General features: G+C 57.9%; 1 protein-coding gene. It reads right to left on the reverse strand.

Annotation, left to right across the window (positions count from 1 at the left end):
* On the reverse strand, nt 1–546 hold a 546-nt coding region (locus tag HLA95_RS27830), incomplete at both ends, for a hypothetical protein (protein WP_222185228.1).

The raw sequence follows: 546 nt of genomic DNA on the forward strand, positions 1-546 counted from the left end.
GGAGTTCCAGTTGTGGATCTGCGGCCAGATGAACGGGATCACCGGCTTGCCGTACTGGCGCGCCTCGGCGATGTTGCCCTTGGCGTACTTGATCCAGTCGCTCTGGTTGTCGAACATGGTGTAGAGCGACGGGAAGATGACGTCGACTTCCTTGGCCAGACGCGCCAGCTTGTCGTTGTTCGACTTCCAGGCCTTCACCTTGCTGGAACGGTTCTGCACCGGAGCGTACCAGTTCTTCTCCGGGATCATCATGTAGTAGCCGAGCTTGGACTTGCCGCCCTTCTTGCGGACGCCATCCCGGATGGTCTTCATCGCCAGGATGAGCTTGTCCATCTCCTTGATCTCGTCCCAGACCTCGATGTCGATGACGACATAGTCCCACTTCTTCTTCAGGATCTGCGGGACGATGACGTTCTTGAGCTGGGCGATGTTGGGCTGCTTCTTCGACTTGCCGCCGAACAGCTCGCCCTCATAGAAGATCTTGATCGAGGTCAGGCCGCAGCCGGACACGTTGGGCTTCTTGTTGTAGCGGAACCCGTCATAGAC

Source organism: Geminicoccus harenae, from assembly GCF_019800005.1.
GTDB lineage: Bacteria > Pseudomonadota > Alphaproteobacteria > Geminicoccales > Geminicoccaceae > Geminicoccus > Geminicoccus harenae.